16 protein-coding genes are annotated in these 18,073 nt (G+C 70.2%); 4 read left to right on the top strand and 12 right to left on the bottom strand.

What is annotated here, in order from left to right; genetic code table 11:
* Positions 1-184: 184 nt before the first annotated feature.
* Positions 185-976 carry an alpha/beta fold hydrolase gene (locus tag BH708_RS16705; protein WP_076810133.1) on the bottom strand — a complete coding sequence of 264 codons (792 nt, stop codon included), beginning with the start codon at positions 974-976 and terminating at the stop codon, positions 185-187.
* Positions 977-1,139: 163 nt separating this feature from the next.
* Here BH708_RS16705 and BH708_RS20625 point away from each other — a divergent pair, with 163 nt between their 5' ends.
* Both BH708_RS20625 and BH708_RS20620 read left to right on the top strand, forming a co-directional pair.
* Positions 1,140-1,466: a hypothetical protein gene (locus BH708_RS20625; RefSeq protein WP_371329882.1), complete on the top strand. Its 327-nt coding sequence runs from the start codon at positions 1,140-1,142 to the stop codon at positions 1,464-1,466.
* Positions 1,454-1,777: a dihydrofolate reductase family protein gene (locus tag BH708_RS20620; RefSeq protein WP_371329881.1), complete on the top strand. Its 324-nt coding sequence runs from the start codon at positions 1,454-1,456 to the stop codon at positions 1,775-1,777. The genes BH708_RS20625 and BH708_RS20620 overlap by 13 nt, the downstream gene beginning before the upstream one ends.
* Before the next feature lie 213 nt (positions 1,778-1,990).
* Here the strand turns inward: BH708_RS20620 and thpD are convergent, their stop codons facing one another.
* Entirely contained in the window at positions 1,991-2,887 is an 897-nt protein-coding gene (gene thpD, locus BH708_RS16695; RefSeq protein ID WP_076810132.1) for an ectoine hydroxylase, read from the bottom strand.
* 229 nt (positions 2,888-3,116) lie between these two features.
* Here thpD and BH708_RS16690 point away from each other — a divergent pair, with 229 nt between their 5' ends.
* Positions 3,117-3,866 carry a GntR family transcriptional regulator gene (locus tag BH708_RS16690; protein ID WP_076810131.1) on the top strand — a complete coding sequence of 250 codons (750 nt, stop codon included), beginning with the start codon at positions 3,117-3,119 and terminating at the stop codon, positions 3,864-3,866.
* Here BH708_RS16690 and BH708_RS16685 read toward each other — a convergent pair.
* The 8 genes from BH708_RS16685 to BH708_RS16650 form a co-directional block, all read right to left on the bottom strand.
* On the bottom strand, positions 3,817-4,512 hold the full coding sequence (locus BH708_RS16685; protein WP_076811496.1) for a sugar isomerase domain-containing protein: 696 nt from the start codon (positions 4,510-4,512) through the stop codon (positions 3,817-3,819). The genes BH708_RS16690 and BH708_RS16685 overlap by 50 nt on opposite strands.
* Positions 4,509-6,371: a PTS transporter subunit IIC gene (locus BH708_RS16680; protein ID WP_076810130.1), complete on the bottom strand. Its 1,863-nt coding sequence runs from the start codon at positions 6,369-6,371 to the stop codon at positions 4,509-4,511. Before BH708_RS16680 ends, BH708_RS16685 begins: the two co-directional genes overlap by 4 nt.
* A gap of 118 nt (positions 6,372-6,489) precedes the next feature.
* Entirely contained in the window at positions 6,490-7,083 is a 594-nt protein-coding gene (locus tag BH708_RS16675) for a TIGR03086 family metal-binding protein (protein WP_076810129.1), read from the bottom strand.
* Positions 7,084-7,347: 264 nt separating this feature from the next.
* Positions 7,348-8,781, bottom strand: coding sequence for a sulfatase-like hydrolase/transferase (locus BH708_RS16670; protein WP_076810128.1), 1,434 nt, complete (start codon positions 8,779-8,781; stop codon positions 7,348-7,350).
* Between the two features lie 74 nt (positions 8,782-8,855).
* The gene (locus BH708_RS16665; protein WP_083713722.1) at positions 8,856-10,559 is read right to left on the bottom strand and encodes an alpha-L-arabinofuranosidase C-terminal domain-containing protein; all 1,704 of its coding nucleotides are present in this window, start codon (positions 10,557-10,559) and stop codon (positions 8,856-8,858) included.
* A 20-nt stretch (positions 10,560-10,579) separates the two neighbouring features.
* Positions 10,580-11,530: a carbohydrate ABC transporter permease gene (locus tag BH708_RS16660; protein WP_083713720.1), complete on the bottom strand. Its 951-nt coding sequence runs from the start codon at positions 11,528-11,530 to the stop codon at positions 10,580-10,582.
* Complete coding sequence (locus BH708_RS16655; protein ID WP_083713719.1) at positions 11,527-12,528, bottom strand: carbohydrate ABC transporter permease; 1,002 nt, start codon at positions 12,526-12,528, stop codon at positions 11,527-11,529. Before BH708_RS16655 ends, BH708_RS16660 begins: the two co-directional genes overlap by 4 nt.
* A complete protein-coding gene (locus tag BH708_RS16650) occupies positions 12,515-14,011 on the bottom strand; it encodes an ABC transporter substrate-binding protein (RefSeq protein WP_076810127.1) in 1,497 nt (498 codons plus the stop codon). The genes BH708_RS16655 and BH708_RS16650 overlap by 14 nt, the downstream gene beginning before the upstream one ends.
* A gap of 373 nt (positions 14,012-14,384) precedes the next feature.
* Between BH708_RS16650 and BH708_RS16645 the strand changes: the two genes are divergently transcribed.
* Positions 14,385-15,449 (top strand): LacI family DNA-binding transcriptional regulator, encoded by a 1,065-nt coding sequence (locus tag BH708_RS16645; protein WP_253705369.1) that lies wholly within the window; start codon positions 14,385-14,387, stop codon positions 15,447-15,449.
* A 63-nt stretch (positions 15,450-15,512) separates the two neighbouring features.
* Here BH708_RS16645 and BH708_RS16640 read toward each other — a convergent pair whose 3' ends face one another.
* Together BH708_RS16640 and BH708_RS16635 are read right to left on the bottom strand one after the other, a co-directional pair.
* Positions 15,513-17,063, bottom strand: a complete 1,551-nt coding sequence (locus BH708_RS16640) for a sulfatase-like hydrolase/transferase (protein WP_253705368.1) — start codon at positions 17,061-17,063, stop codon at positions 15,513-15,515.
* Positions 17,060-18,046 carry an aliphatic sulfonate ABC transporter substrate-binding protein gene (locus BH708_RS16635; protein WP_076810126.1) on the bottom strand — a complete coding sequence of 329 codons (987 nt, stop codon included), beginning with the start codon at positions 18,044-18,046 and terminating at the stop codon, positions 17,060-17,062. The genes BH708_RS16640 and BH708_RS16635 overlap by 4 nt, the downstream gene beginning before the upstream one ends.
* Positions 18,047-18,073: the final 27 nt, after the last annotated feature.

Raw genomic sequence — 18,073 nt, 5'->3', positions numbered from 1 at the left:
CGGGCGCGCTCCCGCGTGGGCGGGGACGTTCCCGCGGGGACGGCGCTGCTCCCGCACGGGAGGTGTGGTCCTCCGATCCCGCGCAGGAGGTGTGGTCCTCCGAGCGTATCGATCCCGTCGTTCGAACGGTGGAACAGATGGCGGCCACCGGCCCGCCGGAGCGTCTCCGTCGTCGCGGTGTCCCTCAGATCAGCGGCAGCCCGAGCCTCTCCCCCGCTTCCCGCGCGGTGACCCAGCGCTGCAGATGGGCGGTGAAGGCCTCCGGGTTGCACAGGCTGGAGGGGTCGAAGGAGTCGGGGATGATGTGGAACTCGGAGTGCGCCAGCGCGTCGTGGGTACGGACCATCATCGACTTCGCCAGGGCGGACTGGTCGCCGACCAGGCACAGCGTGGGCGTCTCGCAGCCGCGCAGCATCTCCTCGAAACGGATCGTGTTGACCACGCGGCGCTGGGTGATCAGGTCGCCGAGATCCGCACGGAGGAACACCTGGGCCATCGCCTCGCCGGCCTCGGGCCAGCGCGGGTAGGCCGCGCGCGTGGCTTTCGCCAGCGCCCGACGGGGGACGGCGCGGAGCATCGCGGGCTGCAGATGGGCGGGCCACATCTGCACCCGTTCTGTAAGCGTGCGGGGCCCGGTGTCACACAGGCTGTCGCAGATCACCGCGGAGCGGGCCAGCTCGGGATGGCGCGCCATGACCTGCTGCACCACGACGCCGCCGTAGGAGATGCCGACGAGGTGGGCGCTCTCGATGCCGCGCTCCTGCAGAGCGTCGACGATGTCGTCGGCCTGGGTGGAGAGCACGTCGGCGAGCGGGATGCCCTCGAGGCTCGGCGAACGCCCGGTGCCGCGCAGATCTGCTGCCAGCAGTCGCATGCCCGACAGCGCGTCGAGCTGGGGCGCGTACATCGTGTGGTCGCAGCCCAGGCCGGGCACCAGCACCACGGCCGGCCCGCTGCCCTGGTCGAGGACGAACATCGCTCACCTCATCGTCGGCGGTATCGCGGCACCACGGTAGCGGGCGCGATCTGCGGTGCCCAGTGCGGAAACCCGGACGCCGGAAACACCGTGACACCGGGCGCACTGCGGGGCACGATGGGCAGGGCATCCGAGGATCCGAGGCCCGAGGAGGGCTCCCGTCATGGCTCGTGTACGTGTCCAGAACTTCACCGTCTCCCGCGACGGCATCGGCGCCGGGGCGGAGCAGAGCTACGAGCACCCCTTCGGCCACGTCGATCCGGGCGACTTGTTCGCCTGGGCCGGGGCCACGGCCAGCTGGCCGGGCCGCACCGATCCGGGCGGGTCACGAGGCTTCGAGGACCACCTCACCCGCGATTTCTCCCGCAACATCGGCGCCGAGATCATGGGGCGCAACAAGTTCGGTCCGCAGCGCGGGCCATGGGCCGACGAGACCTGGCGAGGCTGGTGGGGCGACGGCCGCCGTTCCACACGCCGGTGTTCGTGCTGACCCATCACGTGCGCCCCTCCTTCTCTCTCGGGGAGACCACCTTCCACTTCCTGGATGCGACACCTGCCGACGCTCTCGCGCAGGCGACCGCGGCGGCAGACGGTCAGGACGTGCGGATCGGCGGCGGGGTCACCACCGTGCGGGAGTTCCTCGAGGCGGACCTGATCGACGAGATGCACATCGCCGTCGCCCCGTGGGAGCTCGGCACCGGGCTGAAGCTCTGGGAGAGCCCCGAGGAGCTCGCCGATCGCTTCGAGCTGCAGCAGGTCACCGCCCCCAACGGGTACACGCACTGCTTCCTGTGGCGGTGAGGGGCTGAGCGGGCTACTCGCCGGCCACGACGGGATCCCGCCTGCCCGGTCCCGGGAGGTGGTGCATCGCCTCCCACCCCATGCGGGATCGCCGCCGGTGCGGATCTCGACCGCCATGGCGAGCCGGCGCGCAGGACGATGGGGACGGACGATCTGCTCGTCCGTCCCCGTCGCCGTCTCCCGCCACCTGTGGCGGGATCGCTTCCTCGGTCATCAGCTCAGCGGCCGAGCGTCCCGGTGCGCGATGTGGTCGGGGCGCGGAGCGGCGGCCGCATACGGCTGCACCAGGGTGTTCTCGACGCTGTTGAACACCATGAAGATGTTCGAGCGCGGGAACGGGGTGATGTTGTTGCCCGAGCCGTGCATGATGTTCGCGTCGAACCAGAGGGCCGAGCCGGCCGGGCCGGTGAACTGGTCGATGCCATGGCGGTGGGCCATATCGGTGATGACCTCCTCCGAGGGCACGCCGACCGTCTGCTCCTTGAGCGAGGAGAGGTGGTTGTTCTCGGGGGTCTCCCCCACGCTCGGCACGAAGGTGCGGTGGGAGCCGGGCATGACCATCAGCCCACCGTTGTAGGGGAAGTTCGGCGTCAGTGCGATCGAGCAGCTGACGGCGCGGGGCGCGGGCATGCCGTCCTCGGCGTGCCAGGACTCGAAGTCGGAGTGCCAGAAGAAGCCGTTGCCCCTGAAGCCGGGCATGGAGTTGATCCGGCTCTGGTGCAGGTAGACGTCCGAGCCGAGCAGCTGGCGGGCGCGCTCCAGCAGCCGCGGATCTCGGGAGAGCTGGTCGATCAGTTCGCTGAGCTGCTGGACGGCGAAGATCGAGCGGACCTCGCCGGAAGCGCGTTCGGTGATCACGCGGTCGTCCTCCCGCAGCGAGCTGTCGGCGCTGAGCCGGTCCAGCTCCTCGCGGTACGTCGCCACCTCGTCCGCGGTGACGAGGTCCTGCATGATGGTGAAGCCGCGCTGATCGTGCGCGGCGAGCGCCGCGGCGTCGAAGGGGCCGTCCTCGGCGGCGCCCCAGACGGTGGGGTGCTCGCGGGCGACGGGCTCGGCCGTCTCCGTGAGTCGGGTGCGGTAGAGATCGTCGGTCATGGTCGCCGTGGTCATGGTGTCCTCTCCTCGAGCGTTGTCACAGTGCGGGCAGGTCCCCGACCGCGGCACGACCGAGGACATGCCGACGCCGGGCGCGAAGCCCGGCGACGTCTCGGACCGTACACGGCAAGCGCGCGGGGTTCTACCTGGTCGTCGCTTCATGAGCTCCCCGACGTGGCCGTCGCGCACATCTCGACCGACAGCGGACGGGGTGCTCTCGTGCGGCCCGTGCGAAGATCGACGCATGGTCGACCGCTCCAAGTTCCGCGCACTCGTGGACGACCTGCGCCGCGAGATCGAGAAGCTCCCGGTCGGCTCGTCCGTCCCCAGCGAGCGGGCCCTGGCCGTGGATTCCGGGGTTTCGCGGATGACCGCGCGACGCGCTCTGGACGAGCTCACCCGTGAGGGTCGGATCGTGCGCGAAGTGGGCCGCGGCTCCTTCGTCGCCCGCCCGGCGGTGAATCTGCCGCTGCATCTCACGGGGTTCACGCAGGACATGGCCGCACGGGGGATCGAGGCGGGCTCGCGGGTGCTGCGGCTTCTCGAGGAGCCGGCCGATGCGTCCACGGCGGAGGCGCTCGGACTCGAGAAGGGATCGCCCGTGACCCGTCTGGATCGGGTGCGCCTCGCCGACGGCCGACCCATGGCATTGGAGCGGACTGCGCTGGATGCGCGCGTCGTCCCCGGGCTCGTCGACGTCGACTTCACCCGGCGCTCCCTCTACGGAGAGCTCGAGGCGCGCTACGGCATCGTGTTCGACGCCGGCGAGCAGATCATCCGGGCCGCGACCATCCGTCCGGAGGATGCCCAGGAGCTCGGCGTCGACCAGGGCACGGCCGTGCTCGAGTTCGTCCGCACGTCCGGCACGGGGGGCCGCTCGATCGAGCGCACGGTCTCCACCTATCCGGGTGACCGTTTCGAGCTGTCGGCTCAGATCGCGCCGGTCACAGCTCAGGAATCCGGGGGCCGAAGCGCTCTACGAGTGCGGCGTTGAGGTCGTCGGTGCCCGCGACGTTCGCGCTCTTCCAGCGCGGGGCGTCCGGGGCGATCGTGTCGATGCGCCGCAGGATCGCCGCCCACAGCGACGCCGTCAGGAGCGTCGAGGCCGGAGCTGTGACGGGTGCCTCCGGGGGCCACGTGACGTCCCCTGCGGGCACCGCGGTGTCCAGGACGATGTCGGCGACCTCGAACAGTCGGTGGTCGGCTCTCTTCGGTGCTGTCGCGCTCGCGGCGACCGAGGTCATCGCGATGACCGTGGCCCCTTGTTCCCGGGCGTGCTCCGCGATCTCCACCGGGTAGGGGTTCACCCCGGAGTTGGAGAAGATCAGCACGGTGTCGGCGTCGGTGATGGGGGCCTGCTGGGCGATGCCCGCGCCGAGGCCCACTTCGCGCTCCGCTGCTGTCGACGCCCGTGCTCCGGCCAGCGGCAGGATGCGGTCGTTCCACAGCGGCCGCACGAAGGCGAGGCCGCCGGCGCGGAAGAACGTCTCCATCACGGCAGCCAGGGAGTGTCCGGCCCCGGCCGCGTAGATCAGCCCGCCGTCGCGCCCGGAAGCCGCGATCGCCTCGGCCGAGGAATCCAGCGCGTCGTGATTGTCGTCGATCACCTGACTGATCAGGGCGGTGAGGTCGTCGATCATCGCCATCCCTCCTTCTCCAGGCCCTCACGGAGCCGCTGTTCGACGTGGTCGAGATTCACGAAGTCGGTGATCGGAACCATCACGGGGGCGATGTCCCCGAGCTCGTCGAGATAGGTCTGCTGCGCGATCACCACGTCGACGCGCTCGCCGCGGGCGGAGCCGACGTCGGTGTGACGCAGGGTCGCCGGGATGTCGAGGCGCTGCAGCGCCTTCTCGGCGGTGGTGCGCAGGATCAGGCTCGATCCCATGCCGGCGCCGCAGACGGCGAGCACGTCGAGCATCTCCGGTCGGTCCCCCGACGACGTCGACGCGGCCGGTGTCGTCGCCGCAGCCGGTCCCGGTCCTGCGTCCGAGGAAGCCCTCCCGGGCGAACTGACCGGCTCCGGCCCATTGGCCTCCTGGTCGACGGCCACGGCGCCCGCGCCGACAGCGGCGGGCACGCGGGCCTCAGCAGCCCCCTCACCGGTGCCGGTGGAGCTGCTTCGACGGCCCAGCACCACGAGAATCGCGATGGTGATCACGAGCGCGGCCCCGGCGAGCACCCAGACCGCCCAGGCGCCCAGCGGGGCGAGGAGCGAGCCGAGGCCGATGAGCGCCCAGCCGACCGCGTACCAGTCGGCGTCGGCGAGGGTCGCGAGCTCCGGGGCGGTGCCGGCATAGAGACTCCAGCCGATGGCCTGGCCGACGGAGAGCACGATGCCGTTGAGGACGCCGCCGAAGATCGCGCCGCGCCAGCCGGCCACCGCGTTGCCGAACACGCCGCCGGCGCCTCCACCGAAGAACAGCATGATCATCGGGGGGACCAGGACGAACCAGCCGGTGGCGGCGAAGACCAGCATCAGCGCCAGGAACACCACGGTCGAGGCGAGGAAGCCGATCATGACCGCGGTGGGGGCGCGGGTGAAGGTGACCGGGAGGTCGAGGGCGGGCTTCGTGCCCGGCAGCGCCTTCTCGGACAGGCCCTTGAAGGCCGGGACGATCTCCGCCAGGAACATGCGCACACCGAACAGCAGGATCGCGATGCCGGCGGCGAAGCGCAGCGCCTGGAGGATCGCCCAGACGCCGGGCAGGACCGTCGCGTCTCCCATCTGCTCGCTGACCACGCCGGAATCGGCGAACAGGATCGCGATCACCATGATCACGCTGATGACGGTGGCGGTGGAGACGTTGATGTCCTTGAAGAACGAGATCGGCTTGGGCAGGCGCACGTTCTCGGAGTCGTGCTCGACGGGGTCGCCGAGCTTCAGCGCTCGGGCGCCGTAGCCGGAGGCGACGGCGATCAGCGAGTCGGTGTGGCCGAGGCCCACCTCGTCGTCGCCCATCACCTTCCGCATCAGCGGTCGGGTCCACAGAGGCTGCAGCACCCAGTAGCAGCCGATGAGGATCGAGCCGACGGCAGCCAGCACCCATCGATTGACGTCGCCGAAGGCTTCGACCAGGGAGGCGGCGATGACGACGCTCATCCAGTACATGAGATGGCCGGTGAGGTAGACGAATCGGGCCGCCGGGAAGATCCGCACCAGGACCAGGTGGACGACGAAGCCGCCCGCGATGATCAGCGGCACCACCGATCCGGCGCCGGCGGTGAAGTCGGCGAGGGTGGAGGTGGCCTGCGGCGGCTCGAGCCCCATGGCGCTGGAGACGATCGCCTGGAAGCTGGTCAGCCCACCGGTGAAGATCTCGACGCCGATGTTCAGGATGACCACGCCGATGGTGGCGCGCAGAGCACCGGCGACGACCTCGTCGAACGGCTTGCGCTGCAGGATCAGCCCGACGAGCGCGATCAGCCCGATGAGGATGGACACCTGCGCGAACAGATTGTCCGTGATGACGCGTACGACGGCTTCGAATGTGCCCATGACCGGCCTCCTCGACAGGGTGACACCGTGCTGGGCCACCACATGACCCGAAATGGTTTAGCCCACTTGGGGTGGGCGGCAACGGTGCCGGTGGCGGATGCCTGTCGACGTCGCCTAGCTAGCGCTCTCGCGAGGCCCCCAGCCACGCGGGATCGCGGCCGGTCAACCCGATCAGGCGGTCCAGCGGCGGGGCCGCCGACGGCACCGGCTCGGGCGGGGCGAACAGCCCTTCCGATTCCGGCATCGGCGGCAGCGATTCGAGGAAGTCGATGAGGGAGAGCACGTCGTCCTCGCGCGCGTCGAACGGCTGGCCGGTGGCTCGCGCCAGCTCCCAGCCGTGGACGATCAGCTCATCGAGCACGAACATCCCCGCGGCGGAGGCCAGGATGGGGATGCCGCCCTCGATCGTCTCGCCTTGCCACGACGTGGGGTGCGCCCATGCCCGCGCGAGGTCGGCCAGCTGGACGGGGATGCGCTCGCGCCAGTCGGACCGCAGCAGGGCGGCGTCCCCGTCGCGCAGCTCCGCCTCCGGCACCGACTCCTTGCGAGCGGCCGCCTGCAGACCGGTCGAGAGTCCGTCGATGTGCTCGAGGAGATCGCCGACGCGGTAGTCCGACGACGGCGTCGGATCTGTCAGGGACTTATCGGGAACGCCCTCGACGATGGTCGCGATCGCATTGGCGGCCGGGCGGAGGTCTCGCGGTTCTGCCATGCCTCCACCGTGGCAGAACCGCGCGCTGTGCGCAGGAATCTCTCCGGATCCGGACCACGGCGGACGCGCCGGGCCCCGCACCGGCGCTTCACCACGAGGCGCCCTCTGCCACTCGCTTCCCGACTGCCGAGTTCTGCGGTGTCGGTGCCAAGGCCGCTTATGGGAACGAGTCCGCAGAGGTCGGCTGGGTCGCGGAGGGGAGCCGTGGCCACGCCGGGGTCGGCGGACCGGTCGGCGGACCGGCCGACGGACCGGCCGGGGGCCTCACCACACCGCGACCCTGGCGGCGCTGCGGTCCTCGGTCGCGACCTCGACATCGAGCAGCATCTCCTGCAGCCACCTCCGCGTCTCGCGGTGCCCCTCCTCGTCCCAGAGGTTCGTGAGCTCCTGCGGGTCGGTCTCCAGGTCGTAGAGCTCCCCGGCCCGCTCCCGGGAGCTGGCGGGGGATCCGTGGTGCACGACGAGCTTGTATCGGCCGTGGCGCAGCATCGTCACGTGCGCGGGGTCGGGATAGGGGTTGCCGCTGTTGCGGTAGTGGCACAGGGCCCACTCCCGCCAGGAGACGTCCGCTCCGCGCATCAGCGGTTCCAGGCTCTCCCCCTGGACCGCATCCGGCACCGGGAGGCCGGCCGCACCGAGGAACGTCGGCGCCAGATCCACCCACTGCACCAGCTCCTGCCGACGGGAACCAGGCTGCGAGAGGCCGGGCCAGCGCATGATCAGCGGCACCTTGATCGCGCAGTCGTACATGAACGGCCCCTTGAGCATCAGCTGGTGGTCGCCCAGCATCTCGCCGTGGTCACTGGTGAAGACCACGATCGTGGTCTCGGCGAGACCCTCCTCCTCGAGGGCGTCGAGGATGCGGCCGACTTCGTCGTCCACCAGCGAGACCATCGCGTAGTAGGCGCGGCGAGCCTCCTGCAGCTCCGCTGCGGAGTACTCGGCGTACCCTTTCGCCGCTCCGGCGTAGGACCTCTCGGACGCCTCGGTGTGGATCGGCGGCTTCGTGGCCAGCTCCCCCTCGAACGTCACCGGAGCCGGGACGTCCTGCAGCGGGTAGCGGTCCAGGTACTCCTGCGGCGCGCCGAAGCCGTGGTGGGGATCGAAGAAGTTCGCCGCGACGAAGAACGGGGCGTCGGCCTTCCGGTCGCGGCGCAGGAAGTCGATCGTCTCCTGCCCGATCCAGTGGGTGTAGTGCGCTCGGGTGGGCATGGCGTCGAAGCCGTGACCGCCCTGCTGCAGGGCCTCCTCGTACAGCTCGGGGTACCTCGCCCGCAGCCAGCGGTGATACGCGTTCTCCGACGACCCCGGGTACGGGTCGTGCGCCCACCGGAAGACGCGCAGACCGTCGTCGGTGCGGGGCTCGCTGCGGCCACCGGCGCAGGCGCCCAGGTGCAGTTTGCCGACCAGCCCGCAGTCGTAGCCGGCATCGGCCAGATCCCGGGTGAACAGCCGTTCGTGAGCGGGCAGGTCCACCCCGTTGGCGTAGAGACCGTGCGAGGGCACATAGCGTCCCGTCATCAGGCTCGCCCGGGACGGCCCGCACACCGGGGACTGCACGTAGCAGTTCTCGAACAGCACCCCGTCGGCGGCGAGCCGGTCCAGGTGCGGGGTGTCGATGTGCGGATTGCCGGAGGCGCCGACGGCGTCGAACCGCTGCTGGTCGGTGCACAGCAGGAGGATGTTCGGCTGCTCCATGAGGTCCTTCCTGTCCGGTGTCACGCCGAGGCATGGCACCTCGGCATGGTGGTGCGGATGCTTCCCAGCGTCCCTCAGGTACCGGCCCCGGCCAAGATCAGCACGCTGACGGAGTGCGGTGGCAGCACCCACGCTCCCCCGTCGGCCGCGACGTCGCCGAGGTCGCGCACGGCGACCGTCGCCGGCGCGGAGAGGCTGTTGGACGCGTTCAGATCCGTGACGTCCCCGCCGAGGGACCGGATGCGGGCCCGAGTCGGTGTGGCGTCCGCGGAGTCGTCCAGCACCGGGCGCAGCCGGATCGACTGCGAGCGGTGGCGGTTGACCACGGCCAGCCGGATCGACCCGTCGTCCGCGCGGGTGGCGACCACGTCGAGGTAGGGCACCGTCATCGGGGCGGTGGGCTGGTTCCCCTCCGGGTCCCGGCTGTCGCCCAGGCGGACGTTCGTCGACCGCGCGGGGCCGTCGACCGTCACCGGCAGCACGGTGCGGCCGGTGTGGTGCCGGTAGAGGTGCCACACGTGATAGAGCGTCGAGCCGAAGGCACCCTCCGGGCGGGCCACGACGATGCCGTTGGCGTTGAGCAGATTCACCGGGTTGGCCATGGTCACCGCCGAGGCGTCGCCGACGCTGCGATGGATGGCCTGGAAGACTCCTGCCGAGAAGACGGCGTCGCCCAGCGTGCGCGGGCTGTAGCGGCTGACCCTCGTGTGCTGCGGGAGCCCTTCGACCGCGGGGGTGTCCCGCTCCGCGATGCCGCCGTCGGCCCCCGCCCGGGGCTCGGGCCAGGAGGCCGGTTCGAGATGGCGCATGTTCCATTCGTCGATCACCAGCTGCGGCACCCGGTCCAGGCCCAGCCGGGCGGAGAGGTCGGTGATCAGCTGGGAGTAGCGGGAGATCTCCCGTTCGAAGAACAGCGACTGGGCGACGACGTCGTCGTAGTCGTCGCCGGTGATCAGGTGGTTGCTGGCCCCGTAGTGGTGCAGCGAGAGGTGGTCCAGGAAGCGGCCGGCCTTCGCCAGCAGCGGGGTGGTCCAGCGTTCCTGGTCCCACGGGATGCCCACCCCGACCAGCTCGATGCCCGGGTCGACCGCGCGCATGAAGCGGGCGTGCTCGGCGGCGTCCTCCGCGTACCGCTCGGCGCTGCGATGGCCCATCTGCCACGGCCCGTACACCTCGTTGCCGACGCCCCAGTACCGCACCCGCCAGGGGTCCTCGCGGCCGTTCGCGCGGCGGGCCCGGGCCATGGTGGTCTCCCCTGCGCCATTGGTGTAGTCGACCCAGCGCACCGCCTCGTCGATGTCGCGCGCGGAGTGGGCGAGGTAGGCGTCGGCCCCGACGGCTTCGCACCAGGCCAGGAATTCGTCGGTCCCGTAGCGGTTGGTCTCGATCTCGCCCCAGGCCAGCTCGCGCCGCGCGGGGCGCTGATCGCGCGGGCCGATGCCGTCCTCCCAGTGGTAGGCCGAGGTGAAGTTCCCGCCCGGCCAGCGGATCGCTCCCGGGCGCAGCTCCTTGACCAGGTCGAGCACGTCGGAGCGCATGCCGTCCAGGTGGCCGGGGCCGTCCAGGGAGAGCTCGGAGCCCTCGTCGAACACGCCGCCGGTGATGTTGCCGAAGAAGGCGGATTCGAGGAAGTGGCCGTAGATGTCGTCGCTGACGGTGCCCAGCGGGCGTCGGGTGTCGATCCGGACGTGGGCTTCCGGCAGGGCGCGGTCGTGACCGGCGTGGTGGTCGGTGCGCGGGGTGGACGGGCCGGTGCGCGGGGCGGACGGGTCGGTCATGGGGTGATCCTCCGATCGGGTCATTGCTTCACCGCTCCGGCGATGGAGTCGACGAACTTGTTCTGCAGGACGACGAACACGATCATCACCGGCACCAGGGAGAGCATGGCCGCTGCGGCCATGCCGGGCCAGTCGGTCCCGTACTCGCCGACGAAGGCCGTCATGCCGACGGCGAGGGTGCGCAGATCCGGCTCGCTGAGGGTGAAGACCAGCGGGAGCAGATAGTTGTTCCAGGCGAACAGGAACGTCAGGATCACCACGGTCGCGGTGATCGGCCAGGCCAGCGGCAGCATCACCTGGAAGAAGATCCGGAAGTGACCCGCGCCGTCGAGGCGGGCGCATTCCTCGAGCTCCTTGGGCAGGCCGCGGAAGTAGCCGGCGTACAGCAGGGTCGAGGCGATCTGCCCTCCGGCGCCGAGGCCCAGGATCACGCCCAGGTGCGTGTTGAGCAGACCCATCTGGTCCGTCAGCTGCACCACCGGGATGATGGTGTACCCCTCCGGCAGGAAGAAGGTGATCAGGAAGATGATGATCAGCAGCTTCTTCCCGGCGAAGGAGTAGCGGCCCAGGACGTAGCCGGCCAGCGCGCTGCGCACGACGATCAGCAGCACCGTGCCGGCGGTGATGATGATGGTGTTCAGGAAGTACTTGTCGAAGCCGACGGTGGTCCAGGCGCGGGAGTAGTTCTCCCAGATCGGCTTCTCCGGGATCAGCCCGAGGCCGGAGCCGAAGACCTCGCCGGGAGTCTTCAGCGAGGCCGAGATCAGCCAGATGAACGGGTAGATCCACAGGGCGGCCAGGATCAGCAGGCCCAGGAAGATCAGGAGGTTGCCGGGTCGGGCGCGGATCGCCTGCCAGCGCCGTGCCCGGCTCCGGCGTGCGAGGGCGCGACGCTGCGATCCGCCGCCGATGGGCCCGCGGTCGGCGTCGGCCGCCTCAGGGGCCGGGTCGAGGGAGCCGGGGGCGGTCATGACATCGCTCCTGTCGCGCGGCGGGCCCACCGGACCCCGACGGCCTGGGCCACGGCCAGACCCATCGTCAGCAGGCCGAACAGCACGGCGGCCGCGGAGGCGTAGCCGAGCTGGGGCACGGTCGCCCCGAAGGCGGTGCGGTAGATGAAGATCTCGATCACCTCGGAGGAGAACGAGGGCCCTCCGCCGGTCATGGTGTACATCAGATCGAAGACGTTCAGGGCGCCGACGGTGTCGATCAAGGTGATGATGACCAGGAACGGGATCAGCAGCGGCAGGGTGACGTGCCAGAACTCGCGCACCGGGCCGGCGCCGTCGATCATGGCGGCCTCGCGCACCTCCTCGGGAATGGTCTGCAGCGCGGCCAGCCAATAGATCATCGTGATGCCCAGCCACTTCCAGACCCACACGGCCACGCCGGCGAACAGGGACGTGCCGGTGTCGGCGACGAAGTTCGCGGGCGAATCCAGCAGCCCGGACGCCACCATCGCGAGGCTGATCGGTCCGCCGGCGTCCAGCAGCAGGGTGAACACCACGCCGATGATCGCGCCGGTGGTCACCACCGGCAGGAAGAACAGCGTCCGCAGGAAGCCCTTGAACGGGGTCGCGCGGCGGTTCAGCAGGATCGCCAGGATCAGGGCGATCCCCACCCGCAGCGGGACCGCGCAGATCAGGAAGATCAGGGAGTTGCCGAAGGCGTTCCAGAAGAGGCCATCGCCCATCAGCCGCGCGAAGTTGTCCAGTCCGGTGAAGGTGCCGACGGCGGCGAATCCCGGCCAGTCCAGCAGCGCGAACCACCAGGAGGCCACCAGCGGGTACACGGTGTACGCGCCGTAGCCGACGATGGTGGGCAGCAGGAACAGGTAGATCCACCAGTCCCGGCGCAGGCGCCGCAGCAGCGACGGACGGGACCGCGAGGTGCCGGCGATCTCGCGGCGGGAGGTGCCCGGTCCCGGGTCGCTCACCTCCCGCAGCACAGAGCTGTCAGCGTGCGTCATAGTCCGTCCGCTCGTAGTCGCTGCTGGGATCCCAGTTCTCGAAGACCCAGGCGCCGAGGTCGACATCGGTCTCGTCCTGGACGGCCTCGATCGCGCGGTCCCGCTCCTTGCTCAGCTCGTCGGTGAAGCGGGTCAGCTCCCCGGCGACGTCGACCGATTCCCCCGCCAGCATCGACTGGAGCAGGTCTCCGACGTCCGGGCGGACGTCCCGCATCTCGGCGGCCACCCGCCAGGCGCCCGGGGTGCCGGACTCCGGAACAGGGGAGATCAGGACGTCGTCCTGGAAGAAGGACACGCACCGGGCGTAGGCGGGGTGCACGTCGGCCTCCTCGATCACGTCCAGCAGCGCCGGCGGCTGATCCATCGCGGCAGCCAGTGCCATCTGGAAGTCGCGGGTGGTCAGACGATGCAGCAGCTGCCCGGCCGCTTCCGGCTCCCGGGCATCGGCGGAGACCCAGAAGGTCCCGCCGGAGGGGCCGGAGTAGATCGGGTTGCGCTCGACCTCGGGGCCGGGCAGGTGCCAGCAGGAGATGCCGCGCTCGACGGCCTCGGGCTCCTCGACCGAGAGCCCCCCGATGAACCAGGCGCCCCACGGATAGATCGCCCCCTCCCCCGCGGCCCAGCGGGCCCGGGCATCGCGAGGGTTCATCGAGGGCGAGGAGGGGTGGATCAGGCCGTCCTGGAGCAGGGACTGCAGGAACTCGAAGACGTCGAGGAACGGCTGGGAATCCTGGACGTACTCGCCCGTGGCCCAGTCGATGGTCCCGGGCGCTCCGGCGGTCTGGGCCAGGCGGGTCACGAGCTGGTTGAGATAGGCCGGGTCCTGACCGGGCACGAAGATGCCCTCGGTATCAGCCCCGTCCATCACCGTCCGGGTGACGTCGCGCAGCTCGTCCCAGGTGGCCGGCCCCTCGCCCTCAGGATCGATCCCCGCCTTCTCCATCATGGCGGTGTTGAACCAGGGGACGTTCTCGTGCCACCGGCCGGAGAACATGGGGACCGTGTACAGCTCGTCGTCGAATCGTTGGATGCCGTCGTAGAGCTGGTCGGCGATCTCGCTGGATTCGAAGTCGGCGAACTCGCCGATGGGCTGGAACCAGTCGTCGCTGACCAGCGCTGCGGGTGAGGAGTCCAGGCCGGCCAGGGAGTGGACGTCCGGCAGCTGGTCGCTGCGGCTGGCGATCTGCAGGGCCTGACCCAGGTCCGCGGCCGCGAGCTGGCGGCGCTCGACCGTGATCTCCGGGTTCTCCTCCATGAACGGCCCGAACAGATCCTGTTCGAAGGTCTCGGTCAGCGGGCGGAACTGGTCCCACCACTGGAGGGTGCCCTCTCCCCCGCCCCCGCCGCCTGCCTCCTGGGCGGACTGCCCGCCGCCGGTGCACGCGGCCAGGGCGGCGGCCACGGCGCCGGCGCCGGAGGCCCCGAGCACCGTTCGGCGGCCGATGGCGGACGGGGATGTGGTGCTGGTGCGCTGTGAACCCATGGGAATGCCCTTCGTCGTCGTCGACTCGAGGTGGTGCCCGTCCGTCTGCCATCCGTCCGGACTCCGGTATGTTAGCGCTAACGTATGGTGGTCGAGCTCACACGTCAAGGGGTTCGACGTGATGTTCTGCCGCCATGAACTCCAGTTCGCAGGGACATGGTGGGCGCACAGCTCGGAGATTCGGCTGCGGCGCGAGCTCCGCAGAGCATCCCTGATGTTTGCGCACACACCTGGGGTGGCCCCATCACCCGAGCGCGACCGACGGTCGCCTGAGGGACCATCGTCGTCGGACGGACACGGCAGGAGGCGTCGACCCCCGTCGACGCGGAATAAGGTGTGCTCGATGACCCCAGCGTCGTGAGAGGAGGCCCTGGTGGCCCGACGACCCGGCACCGGCGCCTCCAAGGGCGCCTCGATGTCCGACGTCGCCCGTCTGGCGGGAGTCTCCGGGCAGACGGTCTCGCGCGTGGTGAACGACAATCCCGGCGTCTCCTCCGAGACCCGCGAGCGCATCGAAGCGGCGATGCAGCGCTTGGGGTACCGCGCGAACGCCGCGGCCCGCGCCCTGGCGACGGGCCGCTTCCGCACCATCGGCGTGGTCACCTTCAACCTCACCGCCGTCGGCAACATCCGCATCGTCGACACCGTGATCGGGGAGGCCCAGGCCCATGGCTACGCCGTGAACATGGCGGTGGTCGAGGCCCCGACCGAGCAGGACGTCCGCGCCGCCGTGCGCACGCTGACCGACCGCGCCGTCGACGGGATCGTGGTCATCGAAGCGCGCGTGCTGGACACGCCGAATCTCCAGCTGCCCCAGGAGGTGCCCGTCGTGATCGCCGACAGCGGGGCCTCCCACGATCACCCCACCTTCGGGATGGACGAGGCCGCCGGGGCCCGCGAGGCCGTCGCCCACCTGCTCGAGCTGGGTCACCGCACGGTCCATCACCTCGCCGGCCCGGCCGGCTCCAATCCGGCCCAGCGCCGCCGCAGGGCGTGGCACCGAATGCTCACCCGCAACGCGTGCCCGGTGCCGGCCGCGGTTCCCGGCGACTGGTCCCCGACCTCCGGGTACCGTGCGGCGCTCGAGCTGCTGGGGCAAGAGGATGTCACCGCGATCTTCGCGGCCAACGACCAGATGGCCGCCGGGGCGCTGCGGGCCGCGACCGAGAAGGGGATCCGGGTCCCCGAGGACCTCAGCATCGTCGGCTACGACGATCAGGACTTCGCCCCGTTCCTCACCCCACCTCTGACTACGGTGGCCCAGGACCTCGAAGAGGTGGGCCGCCGCAGCCTCGCGCATCTCCTGGGCCTGATCGAGGCCGACGGGGCGAGGGACGCCTCCGCCGCCCGCGGGGATGCGCCCCACCGGACCCGGTCGACGGGCCGCCTGGTCACGCCCGCTCTCGTGGTCCGTGAGTCCACGGCGCCGCCGCGCTGACGACGACCCGATCCGCCGGCGCCGCGCGGTGATCCCCGCCGACAGCGCCCGATCGCCCCGGCGCTACTGTCCCGCCGCCCGGTGAGTCCCCTCGTCGAGCCCGCTCATCGAGGGGTCGTAGTCGACCTGCCCGATGTCGTACATCGAGGTCATCCAGTGATAGAAGTTGTCGCCGCGAGCGCGCAGGCGCCGGTAGAGATCGGTGACCAGCTCCTCACGCACTGCGCGCATCTCCGGGTGCTCGATGCGGTTGTGCAGCTCATCGGGGTCGAGCTCGAGGTCGTAGAGCTCGTTGACGGATTCGGGGTTCACGACCAGCTTGTACCGGTCGGTGCGCAGCATCCGCTGGGGGTAGGGGAAGTGGTGGCCGTGGAACTCGCAGACGATCGCGTCGTCCCATGCCACGTCCTCGCCGCGCACCAGCGGCAGCAGGGAGCGGGAGTCCACGGCCGGTGAGGGGTCCAGACCGCACCAGTCGAGCACGGTCGCGGTGGTGTCCAGCAGGCTCACGAACTCGTCGCGCACTTGTCCGGCGGGGGCGCCGGGGACGCGGACGATGCCGCAGGTGCGGTAGATGTCCTCGTACATCGCCGGGCCCTTGTCGTGCAGGCGGTGGGCGCCGGTGAACTCGCCGTGGTCGGAGCTGAACATCACCGCGGTGGAGTCCGTCAGGCCCAGGGCGTCCATCTCGGCGACGACCCGGCCGATCTGCTCGTCGATGAGGGTGACGTACCCCCAGTAGACGGCGATGAGCTTGCGGCTGTCGGCCTCGCTCATCGTGTCGAAGGTCCAGTGCGCGGAGTAGTTGGCCTGCACGGGCGGCTTGCCGGCGAAGGTCTCCTGGATCGAGGCGGGCAGCTGGATCTGGGCGGGGTCGTAGAGGTCGAAGTACTGATCCGGGATGACATAGGGCAGGTGGGGGCCGAAGAAGTGCAGTCCCAGGTAGAAGGGCGTCCCGTCGGCCTCCTGATCCCTCGCGTAGCGGCGCAGCTGCTCGATGGCGCGGTCGGCGAGGTAGTGCTCGAAGGTCGCCTCGACCGGCTGGTGCAGTCGGGCGGCCAGCAGGTTTCCGGGGCCGCCGTTGGGCAGGGTGCCGCGCATCTGGTCGGAGATCTCGTAGGGCGGCAGATCCCGCTCAACGAGGTAGTCGAGGTAGTCGGGATGGTCGACAGGATTGTGCCACCCCTGCAGCTCGGCGCCGTCGAAGCCGAAGTCGCCGCGCAGCTTCTCGGTGCCGACGTGCCATTTGCCCAGCAGGCCGCATTGGTAACCGGCGTCCCGCAGCGTTTCAGAGAAGGTGAACTGCCCGTCCGGCAGGTCCTCCTGGTAGCCGACATTACGCTCGTAGTTGGCCAGCAGCTTGTGGCGGAAGGGCGCGTACCCGGTGAGCACGCTGGCCCGCGCCGGGGTGCAGATCGCCGTCGGCGTGTACCACCGGTCGAAGCGGGTGCCGCTCGCGGCGAGCGCGTCCAGGTGTGGGGTGCGTACCAGGGGGTTGCCGTAGCAGCCCAGGGTGTCGGTGCGGTGCTGGTCGGTGAGGATGGACAGGACGTTGCGCGGACCGGTGGTCCCCGGTCGTGCGTCCTGCGGGGCGGCGGGCTCGTGGATGGTCACTCGCCCGCCTTCGTGAAGAGGTCGAAGGTGTAGTAGTCGGCCGGGGCCACGGTCTCCCCCTCGATCTTGTCGTTGTCCTCGAAGTATCCGTTCATGGCGGTCAGCCAGCCCTCGATGGTGCCGTCCTCGATCAGGCCGTCGAGATCCGCGGCCTTGTAGTACTCGCCGTTGGCGGCGTCTCCGGCCACGGCCTCGGCATCGGATCCCGTCATCTTCGCGACCAGCTCGATGGTCGCATCGGGTTCGTCGACGCGCACGTCCATCGCGGCGCGCAGCACCTTCAGCACCGCGATCGTGGTCTCCTCGTTCTTCTCGGGGTAGGTGGCGCCGGTGACCATGACGTTGGGGAACTGCATGACGTCGGCGAAGTCGGAGTTCTGGGCGAGCTCGACCAGATCCGGCACCTGCTCGGCGATGTTGTCGATCAGCGGATACCAGATTCCCGCGCCCTCGACCTGCCCGGAGGAGAAGGCGGAGACCACCGTGGCGGGATCCATCGCGACCTTCTCGATGTCCTCGAGGGTCATGCCGGCGGCTTCGAGGGCGAGCTGGACGATCATGTCGCCGCTGGTGCCCTCGGGGATGCCCACCTTCTTCCCGGCGAGGTCCTCGATGGACTCGATGCCGGGCTGGGCGATGAGGCGGTCGGCCTGACCCACGCCGTTGACGGTGACCACCTTGGCCTTCCCGGAGGCGGGCAGCCACATGGCGCCGGGGCCGATGTAGCCGAAGTCGAGGTCGCCGGTGCCCAGGGCCTGGATCTGCAGCGGCCCGTTGGTGAAGGTCTTCAAGGTGGCCTTCAGACCGTTCTCCTCCCACAGCCCACGGTCCTCGGCGATCGCGAGCAGGCTGGTGCCGTTGTAGTCGGGGATGTAACCGTAGGTGACCGCGGTGGTGCCGGATCCGGAGCCGCAGGCGGCCAGCGCCGAGAGGGCGGGAACCGCGGCGAGTCCACCGAGAACGGTGCGTCTGGTGAGTGTCATGACAGGTTTCCTATCGGGTGGGTTCTC

The organism is Brachybacterium sp. P6-10-X1, from assembly GCF_001969445.1.
GTDB lineage: Bacteria > Actinomycetota > Actinomycetes > Actinomycetales > Dermabacteraceae > Brachybacterium.
Note: the sequence above shows the minus strand (reverse complement) of the source record. Positions and strands in the feature narration are given on the sequence as shown.